The following is a 26,028-nucleotide window of genomic DNA, read 5'->3' on the forward strand; positions in this document are numbered from 1 at the left end:
TCCTATGACGGAGACACGGCGCGAGCGTTCAACGGAGGCATTCTTCGGTAGAAGAAGCGGTAAAGCGTTGCGTCCTTTGCAGCGCTCCATCCGCGATGAACTCTTGCCGCTGCTCAAACTCGATATTGGTGCGCCGGCACCCGACGACCTCCGCAGTTTGTTTTCTGCGGAGGTCGAAACGGTTCGGATGGAAATTGGCTTTGGCGGCGGCGAACACCTCTTGCACGAGGCGCGGCGTTGTCCGATATCCGGTTTCATCGGCGTGGAGCCGTTCGTCAACAGCATGGCGAAACTCGTCGTCGATCTCCATGATGACCCGATACTGAACATTCGGCTCTATGATGATGATGCAACACAGGTCCTCGACTGGTTGCCGGACAACTCTCTGGATGGCATTGATCTGTTCTATCCCGATCCATGGCCGAAGAAGAAGCACTGGAAACGCCGCTTCGTGAGCCAGAAGAATCTCGACCGTTTTGCCCGCGTACTGAAGTCCGGGAGTCGTTTCCGGTTTGCTTCCGACATCGACACCTATGTGAACTGGACACTGCAACATTGCCAAGCGCACGGACAATTTGAGTGGCAGGCGAAGACTTCGGCCGACTGGCATACACCCTACGAAGCGTGGCCGGGCACTCGTTACGAACAAAAAGCCCATCGTGAAGGCCGTATCGGTGCTTACCTGACCTTTTTGCGTCTGTAATACCAATCTACAATGCGATCGTGTTTAGTTCTTCATTTCGCGTGACAGCTTCCTGACAGTTTCCTAGTATCATTTTAAGGATGAGGAGACCGCTGGGAGGCTGTCCGTATATTAAAGTTATAGAACCAGGGACTTTGGCATCTGCCATCCGGTTCAATGCGCTTTGGCATCTTCCCGTTTTCTTCAGTATCTATCAAAAACAGACGGCCGATGGCCGTCATGGGAGGGATTTCCAGAATGCGTAGAATCTTGCTTGCCTGTGTTGCCGCCGGGGCGATGGTCCTGTCCAGCCAGGCCTTCGCCGCCGATTATAAGATCATGGCTCCAGCAGCACCAGGTGGCGGTTGGGATCAGACTGCTCGCACGATCCAGAGTTCACTGCAGGATGAAAAAATTTCCGGCAGCGTGCAGGTCGTGAACGTGCCCGGTGCGGGCGGTACCATTGGCCTTGCTCAGTTCGCCAACTCGGCAAAGGGTGATCCTTCGCAGCTCATGGTTGGCGGCTACGTCATGGTGGGCGCCATTTTGACGAACGCATCCCCTGTAACGCTCGATCAGGTTACTCCGATCGCTCGCCTGACAGGTGAGTTCGAGGCTGTGGTTGTTCCGGCTGCGTCGCCGATCAAGACGATGGCTGAACTGGTTGAAAAGCTGAAGGCTGATCCAGGAGCGGTTTCCTGGGCCGGTGGCTCGGCCGGCGGCACTGATCAGATCACAGCTGGTCTGATTGCAAAGGCTGTTGGCGTCGATCCAACAAAGATCAATTACGTTGCCTTCTCCGGTGGTGGTGAAGCTTTGGCTGCACTCCTTGGCGGACAGGTTACGGTCGGCATTTCCGGTTACGGCGAATTCGAATCGCAGATCAAATCCGGCGCTCTGCGCATCATTGGCATTTCCAGCGATGCAAAGGTTGAAGGCATCGATGCGCCGACCTTCAAGGAGGGCGGGGTGGATGTCGCTATCCAGAATTGGCGTATGATCGCGGCCCCTCCCGGTATCACACCGGAACAGGAAGCTGCGATCAGTGCAGACGTTGAAAAACTGGCAAAGTCGAAAACCTGGCAGGAACAGCTAAAAGCCAAGGGCTGGGCCGACACGTACCTTGCCGGTGACGAGTTCAAAGCTCAGCTGAAAAAGGATACCGACGCAACAGCAGCTATCCTGAAAGATATTGGCCTCGTGAAATGACACAAGAGACACCGAGTTCCGAAGCGCGCCGCCCCGATCGGGCGGCGCTGGCAATTGCCGCTGGTATCGCAGTTGTTGCTGCGATAATTGCCTATAGTACGGCCACCGCCGTTGGCGGCAGCGCGACACGCATCGGTCCCGCGGTTTTCCCTTATACGATTGCCGGCGGTCTTTTTATTCTTGCGATCTGGACCGCGTTTGAGGCAATGCGCGGTGATTTCCCTAAACGTGAGGAACAGCAGATCCAGCCTGTTGTCTGGATCGTGGGTGGTCTCATCGCCCAGATGGTGCTTTTGCATATAACGGGCTTTGCCATTGCGACCGGACTGCTTTTCGCCGCTACTGCGCGCGGCTTCGGCAAGGGACCGCTCTGGATGACAATTCCAGTCGGTATTGTTTTGTCATTTGTAATCTGGGTCATTTTTGCCAAGGGACTGCAGTTGTCCCTTCCGGCTGGACCGCTCGAACGTCTCATTTAAGGACCGGCTATGGATAGTTTTACCCTACTGGCACATGGTTTTGCCGTCGCATTCCAGCCGTTCAATCTGCTTTATGCGCTCATTGGCGTAACATTGGGTACGGCCGTTGGCGTTCTGCCCGGCATTGGACCAGCTCTTACGGTCGCGTTGTTGCTGCCGGTTACTTACAAGCTCGATCCTGCAGGTTCGCTGATTATGTTTGCCGGTATCTACTATGGCGGCATGTATGGCGGGTCAACCACGTCGATTCTTTTGAACACGCCAGGGGAGAGCGCATCGATCGTCACTGCGCTCGAAGGCAACAAGATGGCCCGTGCAGGGCGAGGTGGTCCCGCCTTGGCGACAGCCGCGATCGGTTCCTTCGTGGCGGGGTTAATCGCGACCATGGCGCTGGCGCTGATTGCTCCGACCATTGTCAAATTTGCGCTTTCCTTTGGCGAGGCCGAATATTTTGCCCTGATGATGCTGGCTTTCATGACGGTTTCGGCAGCTTTTGGCGATTCCACCTTGCGTGGATTGACTGCGCTGTTCATTGGCCTCGCGCTTGGTTTGATAGGAGCCGACGGTCTGTCGGGACAAGTGCGCCTGGGCTTCGGCATCCCTGATCTGACCGATGGCGTCGAGATTACAACGCTTGCCGTTGCCTTGTTTGCGATTGGTGAAACATTGAGTGTCGCTGCATCGAAAAGCACCGGCGAAGGAAAAATCGAGCCCGTCAAAGGGTCAGTCTGGATGAACAGGGAAGACTGGTCACGCTCCTGGAAACCCTGGCTTCGCGGAACATTTATCGGTTTCCCGATCGGAGCGATGCCAGCGGGCGGTGCCGAAATCGGTACGTTTCTGTCTTATTCGGTAGAGAAGCAACTTTCGAAAAAGCCTGAAGAATTCGGCCACGGTGCCATTGAAGGTGTCGCCGGTCCCGAGGCCGCCAACAATGCATCGGCCGCAGGCACACTTGTTCCCCTGCTGACGCTTGGTCTTCCGACAAGCGCGACGGCCGCAATCATGCTGGCGGGATTCCAGCAGTTCGGTTTGCAGCCCGGTCCGCTGTTGTTCGCAACCAATCCGCAGCTGGTCTGGGGTTTGATCGCCAGCCTGCTCGTGGCCAATTTCATGTTGCTGGTCCTGAATTTGCCGCTGGTCGGATTATGGGTCCGGTTGCTATCCATCCCAAGGCATTGGCTTTATGCCGGTATCCTGGTCTTTGCGACACTCGGAACCATTGGCGCCAATCCCTCGACATTCGAGCTAGGCATGTTGCTGCTATTTGGCCTGCTCGGCTATTTTCTGCGGCTTTTTGGCTATCCGATTGCACCGGTGGTCGTGGGACTGATTCTAGGACCCATGGCGGAGATCCATTTCCGCCGCGCACTGCAGATCAGTCAGGGTGATTTCACCGTCTTTGTCGGGTCGCCCATATCGGTGATACTGCTGTTGCTTGCAGTATGCGCAGTTGTCGTCCCGCTTATCCTGCGGGCGCGAGGCAAGGGTAAAGTCCTGGCCGCCCTCGCGGCGAACGAGGATTGAGAAGGTCTGCTAATCCGTCTACCGGAGATTAGCGCCGGTAGATGGATTTGAACTGTACTGGATCGATGCCGAGCGCACGAAGGTCAGACGCGACGGGCTGGTGGCCAAGTCGAGTAGCTTCGGCGACAGCAACCGCACTTCCGAACGCGCGGAAGAAGTTGCCGATCTTCGAAAGCTGTTGAGTTTTGGACATTTTTTTATCCTTTTATCTATATTGCACTGCAGCATAGATAGGATGAACGAGCTGATATATTTAGGTCCAACAATGCAGGGCAGCCATGCGAAAACGCATGACGAGATTGGCGTCTGTAAACAACTCAGCAGAAAATCACCTCTGCGCTTGAAACTCGCGCACCATTTCGGTATATAAGCGTCATATTCTTGGTCGATAGAACAGGAGTGGGTCCAGACCGGTCCCGCTCTTTTTTGTTTCTTAAGGCCGAAACAGGGAAAATCTTTGCGTGACAGACGACGCTGATACGAAACAGGAAATGGCCCCGGTAGAGGGTACGGACGAGCGGATCATTACTGAAACGGGTATTGATTCCCGCGTTGCCGGTATCATTGAACCGGTGCTGCAGTCGATCGGCTTTCGGTTGGTACGCGCCCGGCTTTCCGGTCTCAATGGCTTGACGCTGCAGATCATGGCCGAGCGCCACGATGGCACGATGACCGTGGAAGATTGTGAACTCGTCAGTCGAACATTGTCACCGGTGCTCGATGTCGAGGATCCAATCGACCGGAACTATCATCTCGAAGTGTCCTCACCTGGTATTGACCGGCCGTTGGTGCGCAAATCAGATTTTACCAAATGGATCGGCCATATCGCCAAGATAGATACGTCAGCCGTTCACGAAGGACGCAAAAAGTTTCGCGGCCGCATAGCCGAGGTTTCCGCCGAAGGTGTCACGGTCGAGAGCGACCAGGCAAGCTATGGCGACAAACCAGTCGTGGAGGTCCCGTTCGAACTGATTTCGGATGCACGGCTTGTCCTGACGGACGACCTCATTCGTGATGCGCTGCGCCGCGACAAGGATCTGCGCGAAGGCCGGATCCCGGAAGATAGTGCTGGCCAGGCAGACGAGGCGGAAGCTTCGACGGCTGGGCAGGAACAGACAAAACAGGATTGATATTTCATACGCCCGCAGAAGCAATGCGGCGATGAACCCCAAAGGGGAACTTCAAGGAGAAGAACATGGCAGTCAGTGCAAACAGGCTAGAACTTCTGCAGATCGCCGATGCGGTGGCGCGCGAGAAGTCGATTGACCGCGAGATCGTGATTGCGGCGATGGCCGATGCCATTCAGAAAGCCGCGCGCTCGCGTTATGGCCAGGAAACCAATATCCGGGCCGATATCAACGCCAAGACCGGTGAGATCAAGCTTCAGCGCCTGCTTGAGGTGGTCGACGATGTCGAAGATCCGGTCACCCAGATCAGCATGGAAGCTGCGCGGGATCGCAATCCAGATGCACAGCCCGGCGATTTCCTTGCCGACCAGCTGCCGCCAATGGATTTTGGCCGTATCGCTGCGCAATCCGCCAAGCAGGTCATCGTGCAGAAAGTGCGCGAAGCCGAGCGTGACCGCCAGTACGATGAATACAAGGATCGCGTTGGCGAGATCATCAACGGCAGTGTCAAGCGCGTTGAATATGGCAACGTGATCGTCGACCTCGGGCGCGGCGAAGCCATTGTCCGGCGCGACGAGCTGATCCCCCGCGAAACGTTCCGTTATGGCGATCGTGTCCGCGCTTATGTTTACGATGTGCGCCGCGAACAGCGAGGCCCGCAGATTTTCCTGAGCCGCACGCATCCGCAGTTCATGGCAAAGCTCTTCACCATGGAAGTGCCGGAAATTTATGATGGCATCATCGAGATCAAGTCGGTAGCCCGCGATCCAGGCTCACGCGCCAAGATCGCCGTCATCTCCCGTGATTCCTCGATCGACCCGGTCGGCGCCTGCGTTGGTATGCGCGGCTCGCGCGTTCAGGCGGTTGTTGGTGAGCTTCAGGGCGAAAAGATCGACATTATTCCATGGTCACCTGAGCCCGCTTCATTCATTGTCAATGCGCTGCAGCCGGCAGAAGTTTCCAAAGTTGTTCTCGATGAAGACGCCGAACGTATTGAAGTTGTGGTCCCGGATGACCAACTATCACTTGCAATCGGTCGTCGTGGACAAAATGTTCGCCTCGCTTCGCAGTTGACCGGTTGGGACATCGATATTCTTACGGAGCAGGAAGAATCCGAGCGCCGCCAGAAGGAATTCGTCGAACGCTCGAACCTCTTCATGGAAGCGCTTGATGTCGACGAGATGGTCGGCCAGGTCCTTGCCTCCGAAGGTTTTGCCAGTGTCGAGGAAATCGCGTATGTCGATGCCGACGACATTTCCTCCATCGATGGCTTCGATGAGGATACGGCAACTGAAATTCAGCAGCGTGCCCAGGAATATCTTGGCCGCATTGAAGAAGAACGCGATGCGCGCCGTAAGGAACTGGGTGTTGCGGACGAGCTTCGTGACCTACCGGGCATGACCAACGCCATTCTCGTTGCTGTCGGTGAAGATGGCGTCAAGACGGTAGAGGACTTCGCTGGCTACGCGGTCGACGAACTGACCGGCTGGCGTGAACGCAAGGATGGTGAGACAATCAACTATCCGGGCATTTTGTCGTCGTTCGAAGTCAGCCGTGCTGACGCGGAACAGATGGTTCTTGCCGCACGCCTGAAAGCCGGATGGATCACGGAAGACGATCTTGCTGCTGCTGAAGCTGAACCAACGGCTGAAGAAGAGGTCGCTGGCTGATTTCGAGCGATCCAGACGTGGAACCGGAAATGAACGACAGAACGTGCATTGTCACGCGGACAAGCGGTTCTGTCGATGACATGATCCGGTTTGTCGCTGGTCCTGATGGCACGGTTGTGGCCGATCTGAAGCGCAATCTTCCCGGCCGAGGCTGTTGGGTGAAAGCCCAACGGCACTACATTGATGAAGCGGTCAAGCGAAAACTTTTTCCGCGCGGATTGAAAAGCGGCGTCACGGCTCCCGATAATTTGGGGCAGACAGTGGACCAGATGCTTACAAAATCGGCGTTGGGCAGTTTTGGGTTGGCGCGAAAGGCCGGGGTTGTGGTAACAGGGGCCGCAAAAGTGGATATTGCGATCCGCAACGGCACCGCTGCACTCGTGCTTCATGCCTTTGAAGCCGCGGAAGATGGTGTCCGCAAACTTGACCAGGCCCGCCGTTCGGTTGTTTATGCGGGCGGACCTGAAATACCCGCCCTTTCATTGTTCGAAAGCAGTGAAATGGATTTGGCATTGGGCGGGGTAAATGTGATACATGCTGCCGTACTCAAGGGGAAGGCAGCTGCCGGGTTGATAAAACGAGCCTGGCTTCTACAGCATTTTCGCGATGGCCCCACGGATGTGGCCGACGCTAAAGCGGCGACTGTCGCGAAGGAAACGGAAACGGAATGAGCGATACAAAATCGACAGACGACAAGACGCTAGGCGTCAATAAGAAGACCCTGACCCTGAAGCGGCCTGGCGTTGAACAGAGCACCGTGCGTCAGAACTTCAGCCATGGGCGTACGAAGTCTGTTGTCGTTGAAACAAAGAAGCGCAAGTTCAGCCTCCCGGATCAGAAACCGGAGGTTGCGCCTCCTGTTGCGGCGACTCCAGTGCCAACGCCGGCTGCTGCGCCCGCGCGCCCCGCGCCCCAGCCGGCCGCACCGCAGCCAAGTGCTGCTGCTGCACCGGCGCCGCGTCCGGCGGCTCCAGCAGCATCGGCACCAGCGCCCCAGACGAGTGCGCGTCCCGCTGCGCCAGCCCAGCAGCGCCCCGCCCAACAGCCGTATCGTCCTTCTGGTCAGCGCCCGAATGATCGTTCCGGTATGGTGCTCAATACGCTGTCCACAGCCGAACTCGAAGCGCGCCGGAAGGCGCTTGAAGGTTCCAAGGCCCGTGATGCCGAAGATCGCGCCAAGGCAGCGATCGAAGCCGCCCGCCGTGCTGAAGACGACGCACTGCGTGCTCAGGAACGTGAAGCATCTGCCCGCCGTCAGGCTGAGGAAGAAGAGCGCCTGCGCAAAGAGGCCGAGGCCAAGCAGCGTGCGGAAGAAGAATCCCGCAAGCGCCAGCCTGCCGAATTGAAGACAGCCGACGACGCAACATTGAAAGCAGCGGCGCGCAAGCCGAATGCTGCTGAAGAAGACGACGATCGTCGTGGTCCTGCTGGTGCCCGCCGTGGCACCAGTGCTGCTCCGGCCAAGCCGGAAGTCCGGGCACCAAAGGTGGTCAAGGGCGAAGATGAACGCCGTCGCGGCAAGCTGACATTGGGCACTGCGCTCAATGATGAAAGTCGCAGCCGTTCGCTTTCCGCCATGCGCCGCCGTCAGGAGAAATTCAAGCGCGGCATGCAGCAGGAGACCCGTGAGAAGATCGCTCGTGAAGTTATCCTGCCGGAGACGATTACGATCCAGGAACTCGCACAGCGTATGGCCGAGCGTTCCGTCGACGTCATCAAATTCCTGATGAAGGAAGGCCAGATGATGAAGCCAGGCGATCTGATCGACGCCGATACGGCTCAGTTGATTGCCGAAGAATTTGGCCACACGGTCCGCCGCGTTGCTGAATCCGACGTCGAAGAAGGTATCTTCAATGTGCAGGACGACACGGCATCTTTCGTGTCGCGTCCGCCGGTTGTCACCATCATGGGTCACGTCGATCACGGCAAGACCTCGCTGCTCGATGCGATCCGCAAGGCCAACGTCGTTTCCGGCGAAGCGGGCGGTATTACCCAGCACATTGGTGCCTATCAGGTTGAACAGAACGGCCAGAAGATCACGTTTATCGATACGCCGGGCCACGCGGCCTTTACGGCCATGCGTGCCCGCGGTGCGCAGGCAACCGATATCGCCATTCTGGTCGTTGCTGCCGATGATAGCGTCATGCCGCAGACGATCGAATCGATCAACCATGCCAAGGCTGCAGGTGTTCCGATCATCGTAGCGATCAACAAGATCGACAAGCCGTCTGCCGATCCGCAGAAGGTCCGCAATGGTCTTTTGCAGCACGAAGTCTTCGTGGAATCGATGGGCGGTGAAACACTGGACGTCGAGGTTTCGGCCAAAACAGGTGCTGGCCTCGACAAGCTTCTGGAAACGATCCTGCTTCAGGCGGAAGTTCTCGACCTCAAGGCCGATCCTACGCGGACAGCTGAAGGTGTCGTGATCGAAGCCAAGCTTGATCGCGGTCGCGGTTCGGTTGCCACCGTTCTGGTTCAGAAGGGCACTCTCAGGCCGGGCGATATCATCGTCGCAGGCAGCGAGTGGGGTCGTGTTCGAGCATTGGTCAATGACCGCGGTGAAAATCTCAAGGATGCCGGACCTGCAATGCCGGTCGAGGTTCTTGGTCTAGGCGGACCGCCGCAGGCCGGTGATCGTTTTGCTGTCGTTGAAAGCGAAGCCAAGGCGCGTGAAATTTCAGAATACCGTACACGTCTTGCCCGTGAAAAGGCAGTGGCACGTCAGGCTGGTTCGCGCGGTTCGCTCGAACAGATGATGAGTCAGTTGCAGGTAACCGGGCTGAAGGAATTTCCGCTTCTCATCAAGGGCGACGTACAAGGCTCGATCGAAGCCATTGCCGGTGCCCTGGATAAGCTTGGAACCGACGAAGTGCGTGCGCGCATCATCCACTCGGGTGCTGGCGGCATCACCGAGAGCGATATCGCCCTCGCAGAGGCCTCCAACGCGGCGATCATTGGCTTCAACGTGCGTGCCAACAAGCAGGCCCGTGACTTGGCTGAGCGTGAAGGCATCGAAATCCGCTACTACAACATCATTTACGACCTCGTTGATGATGTGAAGGCAGCGATGTCGGGTCTCCTGTCACCAGAACGTCGTGAAACCTTCATCGGTAATGCGGAAATTCTCGAGGTCTTCAACATCACCAAGGTCGGCAAGGTCGCTGGCTGCCGTGTCACGGAAGGCAAGGTCGAACGTGGTGCCGGCGTCCGCCTTATCCGCGATAACGTCGTCATCCATGAAGGCAAGCTCAAGACGCTCAAGCGCTTCAAGGACGAAGTTACCGAAGTCCCGGCCGGCCAGGAATGCGGTATGGCGTTCGAGAATTACGACGATATGCGCGCAGGCGATACGATCGAAGCTTTCCGCGTCGAACACGTGACCCGCACGCTCTAAGGAGCAGCGATCAAATCGCTAAGGATGGGATCGCCGGAATGAAAAGCCGGCGATCCATTGTTTATTGGGATGCGAATTTTTTGGGATACAGCAATTAATGGCTCGCTTTGCTACAGGAACAGGCCCTTCTCAACGTCAGTTGCGCGTCAGTGAGCAAGTGCGCCACGCGGTTTCGCAAGTGCTTGCGCGTGGCGATGTTCGTGATGACACCCTGGAAAACGCGGTGATTGCCATTTCCGAAGTGCGCATGTCGCCAGATCTGAAAATCGCGACCTGCTTTGTGTCGCCCGTAGGTGCCATTGACAGTGATGGCGTCATCAGCGCCCTTAACAAAAATGCCAAGTTCATTCGCGGCCGCGCCGCGGCTCATCTCAAGCAGATGAAATATATGCCGGAATTCCGGTTCCGCATTGACACCAGCTTTGACAACTACGCCAAGATTGACGCTCTCTTGCGCAAGCCGGAAGTCACCCGCGACCTCGTCGACGATGAGGATGACGACGGTGGTGATCCTAATCCGGGCGACGTGCCAGGCCATGACGGCGACGGTAACGACTGAGATGACACGGCAGCGCAAGAAAAAGGGCCGTCCGGTTTCCGGCTGGCTGATCTTCGACAAGCCGAAGGGCATGGGATCCACCGAGGCCGTCTCCAAGATCAAATGGTTGTTCAAGGCCGAGAAAGCTGGACATGCGGGCACGCTGGACCCTCTGGCATCCGGCATGCTGCCGATCGCTTTGGGTGAGGCGACAAAGACGGTTCCCTATGTCATGGACGGAACAAAGATCTATCGCTTTGAAGTGACCTGGGGGGCTGAACGCTCCACGGATGATCTCGAGGGCGAGGTGACTGTGACCTCGGACTTGCGTCCGGACGAAGCCGCAATCAAAGCGCTGTTACCGAAATATGTCGGTGTCATCCAACAGACGCCGCCCAAATTCTCTGCCATCAAAATCGCCGGCGAACGAGCCTACGATCTCGCCCGTGGTGGCGAAGAGGTCGAGATACCCTCCCGCGAAGTGGAAATTGGCAGACTGGAATTGATCGAACAGGGCGATGCCTCGACGGCGATCTTCGAAGTTGAATGCGGGAAGGGCACGTACGTGCGCTCTCTCGCACGCGACATGGGCCGCGATCTTGGTTGCTATGGCCACATTTCCGACCTGCGCCGCATTGAGGTTGCACCGTTCGACGAGTCCGATTTCGTCACACTCGCGGAGTTGGAAGCTGCCCACCCTGCTGTTCCTGCTGAGGAAGAAGGGGAGGATCGCTCCTATGAGCGGCTGGCCGAGCGCTTCTCGGTAATGGATACGTTCCTCATCGATACGGGCGCAGCGTTGGAAAGCCTGCCCCAGGTAGCCGTCTCCGATGATCAGGCGCATCGCATTCGCATGGGAAATCCTGTGGTCCTGCGTGGGCGCGATGCACCTGTCGAAGCTGACGAAGCCTGCGTGACTGCCAAGGGCAAGCTGCTGGCGATCGGTTTTATTGAGAAAGGCCAGTTCCAGCCAAAGCGCGTATTCACGGCCTGAAATGGCCAGAATCATTTGCGGCTGGTAATTTGTCACATTTTCGACTATACGGCCCGCAGCGATGGCTTTGCGCGTCGCTTTAACCGGCCCCCGCTGGACGACATCCCGGCCGTGGGCATCCTGTTTTCCTCTTCAAATGAAAGGATATACGATGTCGATAACCGCTGAACGCAAGCAGGCAGTGATCACTGAATATGCAACGAAGCCAGGCGATACCGGTTCTCCGGAAGTCCAGGTTGCCGTTCTGACAGAGCGCATTGTCAATTTGACCGAACATTTCAAGGACCACAAGAAGGATAACCATTCCCGCCGTGGTCTGCTCAAGCTTGTCTCGACGCGCCGCAGCCTTCTTGATTATCTCAAGAAAGTTGATCAGGGCCGTTATCAGACGCTGATCGAAAAGCTCGGCCTGCGCCGCTAATAACGGATTAAACCGGCGGATACGCATTGCGTTCCGCCGGTTTCTTTCATTCCGGTGAGGAATGAATTCTACCATGAGACAGGTCATGGGGCAGGATTGCTGGCAACTCGAAAGTGCGAGTTGCAAATTGTCTTGCCCGTGATTGGTCTAAATCGAAACGGGAGATCGATGCTGCTATCCAAAGGGAAGCGCGTCTTTCTCCACTGAAGGACAAGATATGTTTAATCAACACAAAGTTGAAATCGAATGGGGCGGACGTCCGCTCATTCTCGAAACCGGCAAGATCGCCCGTCAGGCTGACGGTGCCGTTCTCGCCACCTACGGCGAAACCGTCGTACTCGCGACAGTCGTTTCCGCCAAGGCCCCGAAGGCTGGTCAGGACTTCTTCCCGCTGACCGTCAACTATCAGGAAAAGACCTACGCAGCCGGCAAGATCCCCGGTGGCTATTTCAAGCGTGAAGGCCGTCCAAGCGAAAACGAAACATTGGTTTCGCGTTTGATCGACCGCCCGATCCGCCCACTCTTTGCTGATGGCTACAAGAACGACACACAGGTTGTTCTGACCGTTATCCAGCACGATCTCGAAAACAACCCGGACATCGTCTCGATGATCGGCGCCTCCGCTGCCCTGACACTTTCCGGCGTGCCTTTCATGGGCCCGATTGGCGGCGCACGTGTCGGCTATATCGGTGGCGAATACAGGCTGAACCCAACCGTTGACGAAATGCCGGAATCGAGCCTCGATCTCGTCGTTGCCGGTACGGGCGACGCGGTTCTCATGGTTGAATCGGAAGCCAAGGAATTGGCTGAAGATGTCATGCTCGGCGCCGTGATGTTCGGCCATCGCGCTTTCCAGCCGGTTATCGATGCGATCATCAAGCTCGCTGAAGTTGCCGCAAAAGAGCCGCGCGATTTCCAGACAGACGACCTTTCGGCCGCAGAAGCAGCCGTTCTGAAGGTTGTTGAGGCTGATCTCCGTGATGCTTACAAGATCACCGACAAGCAGGATCGCTACAACGCGGTCGATGCGGCGAAAGCTAAGGTCAAAGCGCATTTCTTCCCGGAAGGCGTTGAAGAACCAGAGTTTTCTGCCGAGGAAATCGCAACGGTGTTCAAATCGGTTCAGGCGAAGATCGTTCGCTGGAACATTCTCGATACCGGCAGCCGTATCGACGGCCGCGATCTTTCGACAGTTCGCCCGATCGTTTCGGAAGTTGGTCTTCTGCCACGCACACACGGCTCGGCTTTGTTCACCCGCGGTGAAACGCAGGCTATCGTCGTTGCGACGCTGGGCACCGGCGAAGACGAGCAGTATGTCGACTCGCTGACCGGCATGTACAAAGAAACCTTCATGCTTCACTACAATTTCCCGCCCTATTCGGTCGGTGAAACAGGTCGCATGGGTTCGCCAGGGCGTCGCGAGATCGGCCATGGCAAGCTCGCCTGGCGCGCTATCCACCCGGTTCTGCCTGCCAAGGAACAGTTCCCCTACACGCTCCGCACGGTCTCCGAGATCACCGAATCCAATGGCTCGTCCTCGATGGCAACGGTTTGCGGTACATCGCTCGCCCTTATGGATGCTGGTGTTCCGCTGCTCCGTCCGGTCGCCGGTATCGCCATGGGCCTGATTCTCGAAGGCGAGAAGTTCGCTGTTCTCTCCGATATCCTCGGCGACGAAGATCATCTCGGCGACATGGATTTCAAGGTAGCCGGCTCGGAAAATGGTATCACCGCGCTGCAGATGGATATCAAGATCGACGGCATCACCGAAGAGATCATGAAGGTTGCTTTGGCGCAGGCCAAGGATGGGCGTTTGCACATCCTCGGCGAAATGGCGAAGGCCATCACCGAAGGCCGTTCGGAACTCGGCGAATTTGCACCGCGCATTGAAGTCATGAACATTCCGACCGACAAGATCCGTGACGTTATCGGTTCCGGCGGCAAGGTCATTCGCGAGATCGTCGAAAAGACTGGCGCGAAGATCAACATCGAAGACGATGGTACAGTGAAGATTGCCTCGTCCTCGGCCAAGGAAATCGAAGCTGCACGCAAGTGGATCCACTCGATCGTTGCAGAGCCGGAAGTAGGCGAGATCTATGAAGGCACAGTTGTAAAGACTGCTGACTTCGGTGCGTTCGTAAACTTCTTTGGCCCACGCGACGGTCTGGTTCACATCTCGCAGCTTGCTTCGGATCGTGTTGCCAAGACTTCAGACGTGGTCAAGGAAGGCCAGAAGGTCTGGGTCAAGCTCATGGGCTTCGACGAACGCGGCAAGGTTCGCCTGTCGATGAAAGTCGTTGACCAGGAAACTGGCAAGGAAGTCGTTCAGGAAAAGAAGGCTCAGGAAGACGCTGAGTAATCTTCCGAATAGGCTATAATGAAAGCGCGCCCTTGTGGCGCGCTTTTTTCTTGTCACAACATATCTATAGATGGATTATTTATGGCCAACGGCGCCCTGCAGACGCTCTTCCTGCCTTTTGACGACGAGATACTGGCTGTGCCAGACAAAGGCTCCGCATGGCTTTTTCTCGGTGCTGAAGTAGATCGCGATGTAGGTGATGAGTGGAAGACAAGCCTGACCTGTCTTCAACCATTCAAACCGGACTATTTGGCATTGCAGAAGGCAGGCTTTAGCGCTGTGCCAAGGTTACTTGGCAATGAGCAGTTTGATGGCGCGTTGATCTTGTTAGGCAAGCACAAGGGACGCAATGAGAACTGGTTGGCGCAGGCACTGAAGCGCGTCAAACCCGGAGGCCAAATCGTGGTTTCAGGCGACAAGAAGCTCGGCGTCGACAGCTTCCGCAAGACGGTGGAAAGCATCGTTCCGGTCGCCGACAGGCTATCCAAACATCATGCCGTCGCCTTCTGGTTCATGCGGCCGGAAATGCTAAATAGTGAGGAAATTGAGAGGCTTACGGGCGAGTCGACAAAGCTTGAAGATCGCTTCACGACAGCGCCCGGCATGTTCTCGCATGCCGCCATCGACAAGGGTTCGGCCATGCTGGTCAAGCACTTCGCCGGCCGCATCAGCGGGCACGTGGCGGACTTCGGTGCGGGTTGGGGCTACCTTGCCAGCGAGGTTTTGAACCACGCGGACAAGCTTAAATCGCTCGCTCTTTACGAAGCCGATTTCGAGGCGCTGGAAGCCGCCAAAATGAATATATCAGGGGGTGAAATCCCAGTGAGTTTCCATTGGCATGACGTGAATAGTGAAGCGATTACAGAGATTTACGATACGATCGTCATGAATCCGCCGTTCCATGCAGGGCGCAGTGCGGACCCTACGATGGGGCAGGGTTTCATTGCAGCGGCTGCCAAACGGATGAAGCCAGGTGGCAAGCTGTTGCTCGTTGCCAACCGGCAGATGCCCTATGAGGCGGGCCTGAAATCACTGTTCAAATCGGTGCTGCCGCTTGAGGACAATGCCGGTTACAAGATCATCGAAGCTAAGAAGTAATTTCTACCTGTCACAACTAAAATGCCACCCGCGGTGGTAAAAACCATGTCAGATTTGGCATTTGTTGCATCAGTTTCGCAGGAACTTGCGTCATATTTGCAAAAACTTGCGGAAAGTTTGTCCCGGTTCCGGGTAGGGCCGTACCAGAATCACTCCTTGCCGTCGTCGGACTTTTTCAGCTCTTCCAGAGTTGGCATCGATACGATGTTGTAGCCGGAATCCACGTAGTGGATTTCACCGGTGACGCCGCTCGAAAGGTCCGACAGGAGGTAGAGGGCAGACCGGCCGACGTCTTCTATGCCGACCGTGCGACGTAGGGGGGCATTGCGCTTCTGGTAGGAGAACATGGCGCGCGCGTCGCCGATGCCGGCACCCGCCAATGTGCGTACAGGACCCGCAGAAATTGCATTGACGCGAATTCCTTCCGGACCGTAGTCGGCGGCGAGATAGCGGACCATAGCCTCGAGCGCGGCCTTGGCCACGCCCATCACATTGTAGTTGGGCATGACCCGGGTGGAGCCGCCATAGGTCAGTGTCAGGATAGAACCGCCTTCCTTCATCAGCTTCGCCGCACGCTGGGCGACCTCGGTGAAGGAGTAGGCGGAGATGACCATGGTTCTCGAGAAATTGTCCCGCGTCGTCACATCGGCATAGCGGCCCTTGAGCTGCGACTTGTCAGAGAAGCCGATGGCATGGACGACGAAATCGATCGCGCCCCATTCCTTTTCCAGCGTCTCGAAAACCGCATCGACCGTCGCGATATCCTCGACATCGCAAGGCAGCAACAGTTTCGAACCAAGCTGTTCTGCCAAGGGCGCAACACGCTTGCCGAAGGCTTCGCCCTGGTAGGTGAATGCGAGTTCGGCGCCATTCTCTGCCAATTCCTTGGCGATCCCCCAGGCAATGGAATGGCTGTTCGCGACGCCCATGATGAGCCCGCGTTTGCCCTTCATTAAATCTGCCATATTTTACCCCTCGTAGCGCTGGTAAACCAGCGAAGCATTCGTGCCGCCAAATCCGAAGGAATTGGTCAGGACAGTGTTCAATTTGATGTTGTCTATCCGTCGGCGCGTAATGGGCATATCTTCGAATGCCGGGTCGAGTTCTTCGATATTGGCACTTTCCGCAATGAAATCGTGATTCATCATCAAAAGTGAATAGATGGACTCGTGCACGCCTGTCGCACCCTGCGAATGGCCTGTCAGTGATTTGGTCGCCGAAATAGGCGGGCACTGGTTGCCCGAACCGAAGACTTCGCGGATGGCCTCGATTTCCTTGAGATCGCCGACGGGCGTCGAGGTGGCGTGCGGGTTGATGTAGTCGACCGGACCCTTGACGTTGGCGATCGCCATGCGCATGCAGCGCGCCGCACCTTCGCCGCTCGGTGCGACCATATCGGCACCATCCGAGGTCACGCCGTAACCGACAAGTTCGCCATAAATCTTTGCGCCACGCGCCTTGGCATGTTCAAGCTCTTCGAGAACGAGGACGCCCGCGCCACCCGAAATGACAAAGCCATCGCGGTTCTTGTCATAGGCGCGTGAGGCCACAGATGGCCGGTCGTTGAATTTGGAGGACATGGCGCCCATCCCGTCGAAAAGCACGGACAAGGTCCAGTCGAGATCCTCACATCCGCCGGCGAACATCATGTCCTGTTTGCCGTACTGGATCATCTCATAGGCGTTGCCGACGCAATGGTTGGATGTCGCGCAAGCAGAGGAGATCGAATAGTTGACGCCCTTGATCTTGAACCATGTGGCGAGCGTTGCCGAGGCGGTCGAAGACATGGCTTTCGGCACGGCAAACGGGCCAACCTTCTTGCTGGAGCCGGATTCGATGGTCTTTTCGGCAGCCTCGACGATCGTGCGGGTGGAGGAGCCGCCCGAACCCATGATGATGCCGGTACGCTCATTGGAAATGAGATCCGTATCGAGCCCGGCGTCAGCGATGGCCTGATCCATGGCGACATGGTTCCAGGCCGTGCCGCCACCGTGGAAGCGCATCGCGCGGCGGTCTACCAGCGTTGACGGATCGAGTGTGGGTGCACCATGGACCTGGCTGCGGAAGCCGTGCTTCGCATATTCCTCAGCAAAGACGATGCCCGATTTCGCTGCACGCAGCGATTCCAGCACCTCCTCTACATTGTTGCCGATAGAGGACACGATACCCATGCCCGTCACAACCACTCGCCGCATCGCGATCTCCTTAAAGGTAATACGTTGCCAAATTTGTCAGGCAGCGCTTTCCTTGAATAGGCCAACCCGCAGGTCAGTTGCTTTATAGATAGTCTCGCCATCGACCTTTAACCAGCCATCGGCAATTCCAAGCACCAGACGGCCGCGCATGACGCGTTTGAAGTCGATGCCATATTCGACAAGTTTGTTTTTCGGCGTGACCATGCCGGTGAACTTGACCTCGCCGGTGGAGAGGGCGCGGCCCTTGCCGGGTTCACCGAGCCAGCCGAGATAAAAGCCGGTCAATTGCCACATGGCATCGAGGCCGAGGCAGCCGGGCATTACAGGATCGCCAATGAAATGACAGGGGAAGAACCAAAGGTCAGGCTTGATATCGAATTCAGCGCGGATATAGCCCTTGCCATTCTCGCCGCCTGTTTCAGAAATCTCGGTGATACGGTCGAACATCAGCATGGGCGGTGCTGGCAACTGGGCATTGCCCTGACCGAACATCTCTCCGCGGGCACAGGCAAGGAGCTCTTCATACCCGTAGCTTGATTTCTGTTCTGGCATTCTTTCTCCCATCGGTAACGTCAAGGCTTGCGCCTGGATATGTTCCGGCGCGAGCGGAACCTATCATAGAGTATTTCCGCCTGAAAACGCTGCATAGAGCAAACCACGCTCAAATGGAACCCTCGCTTTTGGGCGTGTCGATATTCAGGCCATGGCGGCCTGCAAATGGCATTTTTTGCGCTTACCTAGGCTCATGTACTCTATGTACATTGCGCTCCGGGTTTCGAAAACGACCATTTTCGGCTCACCCTGACCTGAATCTCGACACTCCCAGCCCAGACCAATGCGAATTTCGTATGACGGAATATTTCAAAGGCTCCAGCTTTTTTCCTTAGACAAATGGTGTAAATGCCGCCTATTGATCGATTTCGCAAGACAGCATATATCAATCACGTAACACGACGGACAATGTGTCTGTGGTGGGACTTCTGATATGAGTTAACGGAGTGGCAGACGGGCCATGCATATTTCTTATGAAATTGACGCTGATGTATCCTTGCAGGAGCGCTTGCGCTTTGCAGGACTACGGCCGACCCGTCAGCGTATCGCGCTCGCCAGCCTGATCTTTGCCAAGGGTGACAGGCACCTTTCCGCCGAGGAACTGCACGAAGAGGCGCTTGGTGCCAATGTGCCGGTTTCGCTGGCGACGGTGTACAATACACTGCATCAATTTACCCAGGCCGGAATGCTCCGCATCCTCGCCGTCGAGGGCGCAAAGACCTATTTTGACACGAACGTTTCCGACCATCATCACTTTTTCGTTGAAGGCGAAAATGAGGTGATCGATATCCCCAGTGGTTCGACCATGGTTGGCAATTTGCCTCCGGTTCCGGAAGGCATGGAAATCGTCAACGTCGACATCATCATCCGCCTGCGCAAGAAGCGCGGCTGATCTAGACGGAAAATTCGCCAACGCGGGCTGCAAATGGCGCTTTCCTGCGCTCCGGTGCTTACGTACCCAACGTACGCTGCGCTTCGGTGCTCGAAAATCACCATTTTCGCCACGCCCTGACGGATTTTCGGTCATGCTCTTATAGGCACGAGCGGCAACGCATTGGCTGTTGTGCCATGAGGCTCATTGTCCGAGTCGCGAGGCACAAAGCTGTCATTTGTGCTTGTCGCGAATCATGATGCCCGCTAACCTTTGCCGCATAGGCTTGGCCCACGCCTCCTCCCTCCTTTCGGGAAGTATCGCACATACGGGGTGACATCATCATCGAACCATCTGTTCGAGCGACGCATAAGGAGGGGTTGCGTTTCCGGCTCGCAACGGAGGTCCTTGATGAAGCTTTCTGCCCCTATCTTCCAATTGAAACGCCGTGCCAAGCTACTGGTCCGGAAAAATAATGTTCCTTTGCACGAAGCGCTGGACCAAATTGCGCGCGAGGAGGGGTTTGCGAGGTGGAGCCTGCTTTCATCCCGGCTCGCAGCGGGATCATTGTCGAAAACCGTATTATCCCGGCTCAATGACGGCGATCTGCTGCTTGTGGCCGGTCGCCCCGGACATGGCAAGACCACGCTTGGACTTCAGCTTTTGCTCGACGCCGCCCGAGACGGCAGAAAGGCGATATTCTTCACGCTGGAATTTACCGAGCAACAGGCACGGAAACACATCCGCTCGTTGGATGAAGGTTATCAGGATCTTGGCGACGCTCTGGAAATCGTGACGTCGAGTGAAATCAGCGCGGACTACATTATTCGCCACTTGTCAGCCTCGGACCGAGGAACAGTTGCCGTTATCGACTATCTTCAAATACTCGACCAGCAACGAAGCAACCCAGCACTCTCCGACCAAATTCTCGCTCTTAAGGATTTCGCCAGAAAGACCGGCGTCGTACTGGGGTTCATCTCGCAGATCGATCGGTCGTTTGATCCATCAATCAGGCCTCTGCCGGATATTCGGGACATTCGCCTACCCAATCTTGTCAATTTAGGGCTCTTCACGAAGGCCTGCTTCCTGCACAATGGCGAGGCCCAGCTTCAGGACATAACTTAGAACCGGTTTTGAAACTCTACTGCGGCGGTCATCTGACGCGGTTTTCTGCGCTTCCGGTGCTCACGTACTTGATGTACGCTGCGCTCCGGTTCTCGAAAACCACGCCATCTGACTCGCCGCAGCGACTTTCCAAACAGACTCTTGGCCTGCTCGACTACCGCTATCCCATCTCGACCGGATCAACAGGCTGACCCAGTCGAGTGCGAAAGTGGAATGGGTTATTGCTTTCGACGCTCAGATTCCGAGACCACCGCCGACGTCGATTACACCGCCGGTCATGTAGCTGGCGTCTGGTCCGGCGAGGAAGGTGACGAGCGCGGCAACTTCCTCGAGCTTTGCGATGCGGCGGATGGGGTGAAGGTCGAGGAACGCGTCGGGAGCATCAACGTCGCCCATAACTTGTCTCATCATATCGGTCGGCATGGCACCGGGCTGGACAACGTTGACGGTGATGTTGCGTCCGCCCAAATCGCGGGCAATGCCCTTCGCATAGCCGTTGATGGCAGCCTTGGTTCCCACATAGTCCGCGAGGCCGGGGAACAGGGAGCGGGTGCCGCTCACAGAGCCGATGAAGATAATCCGCCCGCCATCGGGGAGCGCCGGCGCTGCCGCGCGCGTGGTCGCCACCGCGCCCATGACGTTGGTCTGCCACAGACGGTCGAGATTGACCGTGTCGAGTTCGGGATCGTCGACAGTCTTGCCCTGTACGACGATTGCCGCATTGTTGACGAGGATATCGAGCTTGCCGAATTCAGCAATCACCGAGTCGATCAAAGGCTTGGCGGAAGTAAGGTCGGCCTGGTCGCTCTTGATCGCAATCGCGCGGACGCCCTTCGCCTTGAGCTTCTCCACGACGGCTTCGGCTTTCTCGGCTGACGCGACGTAGCTTATCGCGACGTCAGCCCCCTGATCGGCAAACGCTTCCGCGATGGTGGCGCCGAGCCCGCGCGATCCGCCCGTAACGAGCACGGTCTTGCCCTTCAATGTATTCGACATGAGAGTCCCTTTCTGTGGACGATCAGGGCGCCGCCTGATCCTGGTGAACGAACGTAGCCCGTTTCCATAACGAGCATTACGATAACGCTTGGTATGAAATTTGACAGATGCCGTCAAGTGTTTTAAATAACGATCATTATGAAAAAGACCGGGTTGCGCTGATGGGACGCCATCGCGAATTTGATGTGGAGAAGGTGCTCGACGCGGCGCTGTGCGTTTTCTGGCGCAAGGGCTACGAGGGCGCATCCTATTCTGACCTGACAGAGGCTGCCGGCGTTGAGAGGCCCGCCCTCTATTCTGCATTCGGCAACAAGGAAGCTCTCTTCCGCCGAGCGCTGGATCGCTATTATGAGCGATACCTGGATTTCATCCCGAAGTCGCTTGAGCTCCCGACAGCGCGGGCAGTTGCTGCGCATATCCTTTACAGTGCAGCCGAACTCCATACACGTCATTCCCACCATACGGGGTGTCTCGGGATAAACGGGGTTTTGGCAGGATCGGATGAAGCGGAGCCAGTGCGGCAGGCGCTGATCGAAGCTCGCGCCGGCGGTGAGGCGCAGCTTCGTGAACGCCTCGAACGGGCAAAGGCCGAAGGCGACTTACCGGAGACGGCCAAACCTGAGGCCCTTGCGGCATTCGTGATGGCTGTCTCTCACGGCATGGCGGTGCAGGCCAAAGCCGGCTTCAGCCGCGACATGCTGGAGGCTGTTGCCGAGCAAGCGCTTTCCGCTTGGCCTGCCGGTAGTTCCACGACTTCTGGCTAAATAGACAAAATTTTCCCTAGTCGATGTCGATTCCCAACGCACCAGCCAGTGTCTTGAACACGGGCGTATAGAGGTAGCTCAAACTCCGGGCCGTCGTGGCGGTGATATGGTCTGAATCCCTGTACAGGGGCAGGCCGTTTCGCATGCTGTCACAGCGGCCATTGTCGCAGATACCCTGAAGCGCATCGACGGTTATGGCCCCGTATTTCGCGGCGTATTCGCTGAGCATGTCGCGGGAGGCAGCTTGCCGCTCTGTAGTGTAGGCCCATGACGGTGCGATATCGGTAGACGTGCCTCTCGTTGCCGCTTTGGCCAGGGCTTCCGGCATGTAGTGCCCCATTTCCGGGACATCCATCACAAGCACCACTTGCGTGCCATGTCGTTTGAGGTCGGCGAGGGTCTGGTCCAGAGCGGTAGCAATGGGCGCCGATTCGTCGTCAAGCTGCGGGCGGATCTTGGGATCGAAATAAAGTCCCTGATTAGGCAACTCCGAGCGGAGGACGTACTTGGGCCAATAGGCAATCATGAAGACCAACGGTATGCGCTTGCTGATGATAAGGTCCCGCACAGCCGCATTGTAGTCAACGCAGCGCAGCGTGTCTTTTTCGTCTTTCAGTTCCACATCCGGAAGCGGCGGACACGAAGCCCGTGCGGCCAAAATACCGCTGGCACCGGCCTTCGTCGCCGCAAGGTCAATGGCGGGCGCCATTGAACCGGAGTGCGAGTCGCCCCAAACGAGGAAATTCACATTGTCCGCTCCGGGGATTCCCAGTTGGCAAAGGTTGCCTGATTGGACGTCGGAAAGGGAAGGACCCTTTCCACTGGTGTCCTGCATGCATTCGGGACTGGAAAACCGGCTTTCGTCATAGGTGGCATTGTAGATTTTCTGGGCAACCGGAGTAAGGCGGCCGGGAAGCCCGACTTCGGTGATGACATAATTGCCGAAAGCCACGACCGCTATGATAACCGCCGTCGCAGCGGCGAAGACGGGTTTGCGGGGAACCGGGCCGGCATGCCCGCGGAACGGCCGCTCGATGAATTGCCAGGAAAAAACAGCCACCATAATCGAAATCGCCACGAGCAGACCGTTTTGGATAAAGGTGAGCTCGTGACCATTCAGGTAGCGCGTGAAGACGATAATCGGCCAGTGCCAGAGATAGAGCGAATAGGAAATCAGACCGATGAACACAAGCGGCGAGGACGTGAGAAACAGTCCCGCCGGACCGCGCGCGGCTCGCCCCTGAATGATGAGAGCGGCACCAATGCAGGGGACGAGTGCGGCAAGGCCGGGAAACGAAGTGCTGTCATTATAGAAGAAGACCGCAAAGCCTATCAGGATGAGTCCGACGGCAGCCAGGATTTCGCCGATAAATGGCTGTTTCGGCCGGGGTACGACACCCAGTGCTAGCAAGGCGCCGAGAAGCAGCTCCCAGGCGCGGTAGGGCGACAGGTAAAACGCCTCGACAGGCCTATGCTCGACGGCCCAGACGCTCGCGGCGAGCGACCCGACAAACAGCAGAATGAGCGCCGGCTTGATCCATTCCCGGCTGATCCTGCTCAAAAGAAGGAGCAACAGCGGAAAGACGATATAGAACTGTTCTTCGATGGCGAGCGACCATGTGTGCAACAACGGCTTCAGCTGGGCGCTGATATCGAAATATCCGCTCTCTCTGTTGAGCTGGATGTTGGAAACAAAAAGAGCAGCCGCCTTCACACTGCGGGCAAAATACTCGAATTCGACTGGCATGAAAAATATCCATGCCATCGCTGCCGATGCTGCGATCATTGCGAACAGCGCCGGAAAGATGCGGCGAATGCGGCTTTCGTAAAACCGCCAAAGGCTGAAATCGCCCTGGTCGATTCCTCCGATGATCCGCAGGGCCATCAGATAGCCGGAAATGACGAAGAAAACGTCGACGCCGACGAACCCGCCCTGGAAGCCCGACATGCCCGTGTGATAAAATACGACCGGCAAAATCGCGATGGCCCGGAGGCCATCGATGTCGCGGCGATAAGCCAGGCCGTCGCGCGCCTGCCCGGACGTCATTAAGCTGACCAATTCCAGTTTACTCCAGCATTATCCGTGGGATTTTTTCCGCGCGGCACGGTACGTGCTCTCTGCGAGGATGAGGATGCAGCCCGCCAATAACAGGATACCACCGGCGAATCCAGGCAATCCGGCATATTCCACAGCGGCCGCAATGACGCCGATCAAGGCAATCGACCAGAGTGCCAGAGCGCCGTCATCGATGAACATGCCGATCAGTTCTCGTATGGTGATGCGTATGATGTTCATCAGGCGACTGCCTTTGCGTTGGAGCTGCGATAGTCGCGCAGCATCCGCACGGCGACAAACGAGAAGATTGCAAGGACGGCAAGGATTCCGATCAGCGACAGATCGGCGCCCGGCCAATCGGCGCCAAGTCCTTCACCGACCCAGAAGATGCCGAATGCCGTAAGTAGAAGTCCGACGACGAATTTCAAGGTGTTTTCAGGCACCTGCGACAACGGCTTGTGCACGACGAAACCGATTATCAGCACCAGGAGGCAGGCTATAGCCGCGCCAAGGGCGGCATAACCGAGCATGCCGCGTCCAGCGCCAACCGCGATGACGATGAAAACCACCTCGATACCCTCGAGCAGTACCGCCTTGAACGCAGCGGTTCCGGCGATCCAGTCCGCACGTCGTTCGGCGTCCTGACGCTTGAGCTGATCGGTCTCCCTGGCGAAGGCTTCTGCCTCGTCGTGAAGAGCAATGATGCCTGAAGCGCGAAGGATGGCTTTGCGCAGCCAGCGCATTCCAAACAGGATCAGCAGGGTTCCGATGACAAATTGCAGAAGCTCGATCGGGATCAGCCCGAGCAGCGGTCCAAGAATGACAACCAGAGCGGCTAGCACGATGAGCGCCAGCCCCGTGCCAATGAAGGCTGGCTTCCAGCTGCGGGAAACCCCGACGGCGAGGATAATGGTGAAGGCTTCGACGACTTCGACGAAGGAGCCGAGGAAAGCTGCCGTCATAGTCGATACTATGGTCGTGATGTTGGACATGGAAGGATTTCCGTTCACGCAGAATGGGACAAAAGATTACTCGATAAAAGGTCAAGATTCAGGCGGCCAGAAGGATGAAGCGTTCGGATGGAAAAGAAAACGTGACACGGATGTCGTTGATCTTTCGCTTAGCATGGATTTGTTTTGCTTCGGTGAGGAAGTGCAACCTGTCACGACCATCAAACGTTTTGTTACCCGGTTATGTTTTGGGATCAGTTTTTTGTTGCTCTTTGCGTGAAGGTGCATTCTGGTTGCAGATGATGGAAAATCGTAAAATAGTCGGCGATAAACACTTCTGAAGTTCTTTCTCACTTGCGACCAGGATAGCGCCCTTGAACACACGGATTGATCCGCAGCTTAAAATTATCCTGATCGGAGGCTCGTCCAATGTCGGGAAATCAAGGGTGGCAGGCGCATTGGCGAGCAAAATTGGCTGGCGCTGTATTTCAACGGACAGCCTTGCCAGGCACCCCGGCAGGCCTTGGCGACAGTCGAACAAGAAAGTCCCCAACCACGTGGCCGAGCACTATCTTAGTTTAAAGGCCAATGAACTGCTGGAATCCGTCATTCTGCATCACCGCAAGATGTCGCCACTCGTTGCGGAACTTGTCCGGGCAACGGTGCATGATGAAGGCATGGAGAAATTAGTGCTCGAGGGATCGGCACTTTGGCCTTTCATCACGAGTGGACACCGCATGAAGGAAGTTGGAACTGTCTGGCTGACAGCCAGCTCCGACACCTTGCGCACACGGATCTATGAAGCAAGCGGTTTCCACAATGCCAGCGAACAGAACCGTGGAATGATCTCAAGATTTCTCGAACGCACGCTGCTATTCGATCGAAAGACCGCCGAACTCGTTAGCGAGCACGGCTGCAAGGTCCTCGATGTTGACGAATACAAAACGACAGAGGACCTGATTGGCGGCATAATGGCTAGCCTCAGAGCCTGAACCAAAATCCGCCATGGAGGGCTGCAAAT

The 26,028-nt window shown here is 56.6% G+C and carries 26 protein-coding genes; 18 read left to right on the forward strand and 8 right to left on the reverse strand.

Annotation, left to right across the window (positions count from 1 at the left end; genetic code table 11):
• The first annotated feature begins 4 nt into the window (after positions 1 to 4).
• From trmB to PHA01_RS12275, 4 genes are all read left to right on the forward strand, one after another.
• Complete coding sequence (gene trmB / locus PHA01_RS12260) at positions 5 to 703, forward strand: tRNA (guanine(46)-N(7))-methyltransferase TrmB (protein ID WP_271895796.1); 699 nt, start codon at positions 5 to 7, stop codon at positions 701 to 703.
• A 237-nt stretch (positions 704 to 940) separates the two neighbouring features.
• Entirely contained in the window at positions 941 to 1,891 is a 951-nt protein-coding gene (locus PHA01_RS12265; RefSeq protein WP_271895799.1) for a Bug family tripartite tricarboxylate transporter substrate binding protein, read from the forward strand.
• Entirely contained in the window at positions 1,888 to 2,370 is a 483-nt protein-coding gene (locus PHA01_RS12270) for a tripartite tricarboxylate transporter TctB family protein (protein ID WP_271895801.1), read from the forward strand. Before PHA01_RS12265 ends, PHA01_RS12270 begins: the two co-directional genes overlap by 4 nt.
• Positions 2,371 to 2,379: 9 nt before the next feature.
• Positions 2,380 to 3,897, forward strand: a complete 1,518-nt coding sequence (locus PHA01_RS12275) for a tripartite tricarboxylate transporter permease (RefSeq protein WP_224513198.1) — start codon at positions 2,380 to 2,382, stop codon at positions 3,895 to 3,897.
• Positions 3,898 to 3,925: 28 nt separating this feature from the next.
• Here PHA01_RS12275 and PHA01_RS12280 read toward each other — a convergent pair whose 3' ends face one another.
• A complete protein-coding gene (locus PHA01_RS12280; RefSeq protein WP_181872304.1) occupies positions 3,926 to 4,090 on the reverse strand; it encodes a hypothetical protein in 165 nt (54 codons plus the stop codon).
• Between the two features lie 298 nt (positions 4,091 to 4,388).
• On the opposite strand from PHA01_RS12280, the gene rimP reads away from it, so the two are divergent.
• The 9 genes from rimP to PHA01_RS12325 all read left to right on the forward strand — a co-directional run bounded on the left by rimP (position 4,389) and on the right by PHA01_RS12325 (position 15,498).
• Positions 4,389 to 5,027: a ribosome maturation factor RimP gene (gene rimP, locus PHA01_RS12285; protein WP_271895956.1), complete on the forward strand. Its 639-nt coding sequence runs from the start codon at positions 4,389 to 4,391 to the stop codon at positions 5,025 to 5,027.
• 65 nt (positions 5,028 to 5,092) lie between these two features.
• Positions 5,093 to 6,694, forward strand: a complete 1,602-nt coding sequence (gene nusA / locus PHA01_RS12290; protein WP_262294362.1) for a transcription termination factor NusA — start codon at positions 5,093 to 5,095, stop codon at positions 6,692 to 6,694.
• Positions 6,695 to 6,711: 17 nt separating this feature from the next.
• Positions 6,712 to 7,365, forward strand: a complete 654-nt coding sequence (locus PHA01_RS12295; protein WP_271895809.1) for an RNA-binding protein — start codon at positions 6,712 to 6,714, stop codon at positions 7,363 to 7,365.
• Complete coding sequence (gene infB, locus PHA01_RS12300; protein WP_271895812.1) at positions 7,362 to 10,088, forward strand: translation initiation factor IF-2; 2,727 nt, start codon at positions 7,362 to 7,364, stop codon at positions 10,086 to 10,088. The genes PHA01_RS12295 and infB overlap by 4 nt, the downstream gene beginning before the upstream one ends.
• A 97-nt stretch (positions 10,089 to 10,185) precedes the next feature.
• Positions 10,186 to 10,647, forward strand: coding sequence for a 30S ribosome-binding factor RbfA (gene rbfA / locus PHA01_RS12305; protein ID WP_271895815.1), 462 nt, complete (start codon positions 10,186 to 10,188; stop codon positions 10,645 to 10,647).
• Position 10,648: 1 nt separating this feature from the next.
• Entirely contained in the window at positions 10,649 to 11,620 is a 972-nt protein-coding gene (gene truB, locus PHA01_RS12310; RefSeq protein ID WP_271895958.1) for a tRNA pseudouridine(55) synthase TruB, read from the forward strand.
• Between the two features lie 61 nt (positions 11,621 to 11,681).
• Positions 11,682 to 12,041 (forward strand): 30S ribosomal protein S15, encoded by a 360-nt coding sequence (rpsO, locus tag PHA01_RS12315; RefSeq protein ID WP_271895818.1) that lies wholly within the window; start codon positions 11,682 to 11,684, stop codon positions 12,039 to 12,041.
• Between the two features lie 217 nt (positions 12,042 to 12,258).
• On the forward strand, positions 12,259 to 14,400 hold the full coding sequence (gene pnp, locus PHA01_RS12320) for a polyribonucleotide nucleotidyltransferase (RefSeq protein WP_271895820.1): 2,142 nt from the start codon (positions 12,259 to 12,261) through the stop codon (positions 14,398 to 14,400).
• Between the two features lie 81 nt (positions 14,401 to 14,481).
• A complete protein-coding gene (locus tag PHA01_RS12325) occupies positions 14,482 to 15,498 on the forward strand; it encodes a class I SAM-dependent methyltransferase (protein ID WP_271895823.1) in 1,017 nt (338 codons plus the stop codon).
• A 149-nt stretch (positions 15,499 to 15,647) separates the two neighbouring features.
• Here the strand turns inward: PHA01_RS12325 and fabI are convergent, their stop codons facing one another.
• Genes fabI through fabA form a run of 3 tightly spaced genes read right to left on the reverse strand, consistent with a single transcriptional unit; the run spans position 15,648 to position 18,245 of the window.
• Positions 15,648 to 16,463, reverse strand: a complete 816-nt coding sequence (fabI, locus tag PHA01_RS12330; RefSeq protein WP_271895826.1) for an enoyl-ACP reductase FabI — start codon at positions 16,461 to 16,463, stop codon at positions 15,648 to 15,650.
• Between the two features lie 3 nt (positions 16,464 to 16,466).
• A complete protein-coding gene (gene fabB, locus PHA01_RS12335; RefSeq protein WP_271895831.1) occupies positions 16,467 to 17,693 on the reverse strand; it encodes a beta-ketoacyl-ACP synthase I in 1,227 nt (408 codons plus the stop codon).
• Between the two features lie 36 nt (positions 17,694 to 17,729).
• The gene (gene fabA, locus PHA01_RS12340; protein ID WP_008122449.1) at positions 17,730 to 18,245 is read right to left on the reverse strand and encodes a 3-hydroxyacyl-[acyl-carrier-protein] dehydratase FabA; all 516 of its coding nucleotides are present in this window, start codon (positions 18,243 to 18,245) and stop codon (positions 17,730 to 17,732) included.
• A gap of 460 nt (positions 18,246 to 18,705) precedes the next feature.
• On the opposite strand from fabA, the gene irrA reads away from it, so the two are divergent.
• On the forward strand, positions 18,706 to 19,137 hold the full coding sequence (irrA, locus tag PHA01_RS12345; protein ID WP_112526576.1) for an iron response transcriptional regulator IrrA: 432 nt from the start codon (positions 18,706 to 18,708) through the stop codon (positions 19,135 to 19,137).
• Positions 19,138 to 19,527: 390 nt separating this feature from the next.
• On the forward strand, positions 19,528 to 20,241 hold the full coding sequence (locus PHA01_RS12350) for a DNA helicase (protein WP_271895835.1): 714 nt from the start codon (positions 19,528 to 19,530) through the stop codon (positions 20,239 to 20,241).
• Between the two features lie 234 nt (positions 20,242 to 20,475).
• Here the strand turns inward: PHA01_RS12350 and PHA01_RS12355 are convergent, their stop codons facing one another.
• A complete protein-coding gene (locus tag PHA01_RS12355; protein WP_271895838.1) occupies positions 20,476 to 21,237 on the reverse strand; it encodes an SDR family NAD(P)-dependent oxidoreductase in 762 nt (253 codons plus the stop codon).
• 161 nt (positions 21,238 to 21,398) lie between these two features.
• Here PHA01_RS12355 and PHA01_RS12360 point away from each other — a divergent pair, with 161 nt between their 5' ends.
• On the forward strand, positions 21,399 to 22,001 hold the full coding sequence (locus PHA01_RS12360; RefSeq protein WP_271895840.1) for a TetR/AcrR family transcriptional regulator: 603 nt from the start codon (positions 21,399 to 21,401) through the stop codon (positions 21,999 to 22,001).
• 16 nt (positions 22,002 to 22,017) lie between these two features.
• Here PHA01_RS12360 and PHA01_RS12365 read toward each other — a convergent pair whose 3' ends face one another.
• From PHA01_RS12365 to PHA01_RS12375, 3 genes are read right to left on the reverse strand one after another with little or no spacing between them, the layout of a single operon-like run.
• Positions 22,018 to 24,060, reverse strand: coding sequence for an acyltransferase family protein (locus PHA01_RS12365; protein WP_271895842.1), 2,043 nt, complete (start codon positions 24,058 to 24,060; stop codon positions 22,018 to 22,020).
• 18 nt (positions 24,061 to 24,078) lie between these two features.
• The gene (locus tag PHA01_RS12370; protein ID WP_271895844.1) at positions 24,079 to 24,297 is read right to left on the reverse strand and encodes a hypothetical protein; all 219 of its coding nucleotides are present in this window, start codon (positions 24,295 to 24,297) and stop codon (positions 24,079 to 24,081) included.
• Positions 24,297 to 25,049 carry a COG4280 domain-containing protein gene (locus tag PHA01_RS12375; protein WP_271895847.1) on the reverse strand — a complete coding sequence of 251 codons (753 nt, stop codon included), beginning with the start codon at positions 25,047 to 25,049 and terminating at the stop codon, positions 24,297 to 24,299. The genes PHA01_RS12370 and PHA01_RS12375 overlap by 1 nt, the downstream gene beginning before the upstream one ends.
• Between PHA01_RS12375 and PHA01_RS12380 the strand changes: the two genes are divergently transcribed.
• Both PHA01_RS12380 and PHA01_RS12385 read left to right on the forward strand, forming a co-directional pair.
• On the forward strand, positions 25,048 to 25,287 hold the full coding sequence (locus PHA01_RS12380) for a hypothetical protein (RefSeq protein ID WP_271895849.1): 240 nt from the start codon (positions 25,048 to 25,050) through the stop codon (positions 25,285 to 25,287). The two genes, PHA01_RS12375 and PHA01_RS12380, sit on opposite strands and share 2 nt — an antisense overlap.
• Positions 25,288 to 25,381: 94 nt before the next feature.
• Entirely contained in the window at positions 25,382 to 25,999 is a 618-nt protein-coding gene (locus PHA01_RS12385) for a hypothetical protein (RefSeq protein ID WP_271895852.1), read from the forward strand.
• Positions 26,000 to 26,028 lie beyond the last annotated feature (29 nt).

The sequence above is a fragment of the Candidatus Phyllobacterium onerii genome, from assembly GCF_028331445.1.
In the GTDB taxonomy this organism is placed as follows: domain Bacteria; phylum Pseudomonadota; class Alphaproteobacteria; order Rhizobiales; family Rhizobiaceae; genus Phyllobacterium; species Phyllobacterium onerii.

Excerpts from the sequence above, each read along its gene's own strand:
- trmB (WP_271895796.1), top strand. The coding sequence starts at position 5 with ATGACGGAGACACGGCGCGAGCGTTCAACGGAGGCATTCTTCGGTAGA.
- PHA01_RS12265 (WP_271895799.1), top strand. The coding sequence starts at position 941 with ATGCGTAGAATCTTGCTTGCCTGTGTTGCCGCCGGGGCGATGGTCCTG.
- PHA01_RS12270 (WP_271895801.1), top strand. The coding sequence starts at position 1,888 with ATGACACAAGAGACACCGAGTTCCGAAGCGCGCCGCCCCGATCGGGCG.
- PHA01_RS12275 (WP_224513198.1), top strand. The coding sequence starts at position 2,380 with ATGGATAGTTTTACCCTACTGGCACATGGTTTTGCCGTCGCATTCCAG.
- PHA01_RS12280 (WP_181872304.1), bottom strand. The coding sequence starts at position 4,090 with ATGTCCAAAACTCAACAGCTTTCGAAGATCGGCAACTTCTTCCGCGCG.
- rimP (WP_271895956.1), top strand. The coding sequence starts at position 4,389 with ATGGCCCCGGTAGAGGGTACGGACGAGCGGATCATTACTGAAACGGGT.
- nusA (WP_262294362.1), top strand. The coding sequence starts at position 5,093 with ATGGCAGTCAGTGCAAACAGGCTAGAACTTCTGCAGATCGCCGATGCG.
- infB (WP_271895812.1), top strand. The coding sequence starts at position 7,362 with ATGAGCGATACAAAATCGACAGACGACAAGACGCTAGGCGTCAATAAG.
- rbfA (WP_271895815.1), top strand. The coding sequence starts at position 10,186 with ATGGCTCGCTTTGCTACAGGAACAGGCCCTTCTCAACGTCAGTTGCGC.
- truB (WP_271895958.1), top strand. The coding sequence starts at position 10,649 with ATGACACGGCAGCGCAAGAAAAAGGGCCGTCCGGTTTCCGGCTGGCTG.
- rpsO (WP_271895818.1), top strand. The coding sequence starts at position 11,682 with ATGGCTTTGCGCGTCGCTTTAACCGGCCCCCGCTGGACGACATCCCGG.
- pnp (WP_271895820.1), top strand. The coding sequence starts at position 12,259 with ATGTTTAATCAACACAAAGTTGAAATCGAATGGGGCGGACGTCCGCTC.
- PHA01_RS12325 (WP_271895823.1), top strand. The coding sequence starts at position 14,482 with ATGGCCAACGGCGCCCTGCAGACGCTCTTCCTGCCTTTTGACGACGAG.
- fabI (WP_271895826.1), bottom strand. The coding sequence starts at position 16,463 with ATGGCAGATTTAATGAAGGGCAAACGCGGGCTCATCATGGGCGTCGCG.
- fabB (WP_271895831.1), bottom strand. The coding sequence starts at position 17,693 with ATGCGGCGAGTGGTTGTGACGGGCATGGGTATCGTGTCCTCTATCGGC.
- fabA (WP_008122449.1), bottom strand. The coding sequence starts at position 18,245 with ATGCCAGAACAGAAATCAAGCTACGGGTATGAAGAGCTCCTTGCCTGT.
- irrA (WP_112526576.1), top strand. The coding sequence starts at position 18,706 with ATGCATATTTCTTATGAAATTGACGCTGATGTATCCTTGCAGGAGCGC.
- PHA01_RS12350 (WP_271895835.1), top strand. The coding sequence starts at position 19,528 with ATGAAGCTTTCTGCCCCTATCTTCCAATTGAAACGCCGTGCCAAGCTA.
- PHA01_RS12355 (WP_271895838.1), bottom strand. The coding sequence starts at position 21,237 with ATGTCGAATACATTGAAGGGCAAGACCGTGCTCGTTACGGGCGGATCG.
- PHA01_RS12360 (WP_271895840.1), top strand. The coding sequence starts at position 21,399 with ATGGGACGCCATCGCGAATTTGATGTGGAGAAGGTGCTCGACGCGGCG.
- PHA01_RS12370 (WP_271895844.1), bottom strand. The coding sequence starts at position 24,297 with ATGAACATCATACGCATCACCATACGAGAACTGATCGGCATGTTCATC.
- PHA01_RS12380 (WP_271895849.1), top strand. The coding sequence starts at position 25,048 with ATGGAAGGATTTCCGTTCACGCAGAATGGGACAAAAGATTACTCGATA.
- PHA01_RS12375 (WP_271895847.1), bottom strand. The coding sequence starts at position 25,049 with ATGTCCAACATCACGACCATAGTATCGACTATGACGGCAGCTTTCCTC.